2 protein-coding genes are annotated in these 644 nt (G+C 43.9%); one reads left to right on the top strand and one right to left on the bottom strand.

The genetic code is table 11. The features are described 5' to 3' along the window. On the top strand, positions 1-200 hold a 200-nt coding region (locus R7P74_RS27125), incomplete at its 5' end, for a hypothetical protein (RefSeq protein ID WP_318123767.1). Here R7P74_RS27125 and R7P74_RS27120 read toward each other — a convergent pair. Continuing rightward, positions 169-644 (bottom strand): SDR family oxidoreductase (locus R7P74_RS27120; protein WP_318123765.1); only part of this gene is annotated, 476 nt, incomplete at its 5' end. The genes R7P74_RS27125 and R7P74_RS27120 overlap by 32 nt on opposite strands.

Below are 644 nucleotides of genomic sequence, written 5' to 3'. Positions count from 1 at the left end.
AGTTCGTGATCTTCACTAAAATTCACCAGATCTCTATCCGCAGCCATGCTTACTCTCCTTATTTGTTTGATAGCCTTACTAAGTCTGGAAAGGAAACGCAGAAATTCAAGGTTGTCAGAGAAGTAGAAAGCATAAAGCTAACCTACCTCTCATCTTTTTATAAAATACTTACCAAGGAAGCGAAGTTCCGTCGTAATTGATGAATTGACCAGAGTGTTCAACGGTGCTTTGGTCAATAACTTGTGCCAGCCCTTGAGCTGATGTCTCTGCATCTATAAGTGCATTTGGCCCACCCATTGTGGTGCGTACCCAACCAGGGTGCAAAGCAAGGACAGTAAAACCGTCAGGCGTTAAGTCATTGCTTAAGCTTTTGACTACGGAATTGAGTGCCGCCTTTGACGAGCGATAAATATAGCCGCCACCCGATGTATTCTCCGTCATACTCCCGACTTTTGAAGAGATGCAGGCGATTTTTTTAAACTGTCCTTGTTGCAGTTGTGGATAGAGCGTTTCGACCAGTTTAAGTGGCGCTATCGTATTAATCTCAAGTACTTTACGCCATTCATCCACATCGGTGTTTCCAAACCCATAACCTTTAGGGCCGTAGTAACCAGCGTTGTTAATCAAAAGGTCGATAGGTGGCA

Source organism: Vibrio sp. 2033 (genome assembly GCF_033339735.1).
Note: the sequence above shows the minus strand (reverse complement) of the source record. Positions and strands in the feature narration are given on the sequence as shown.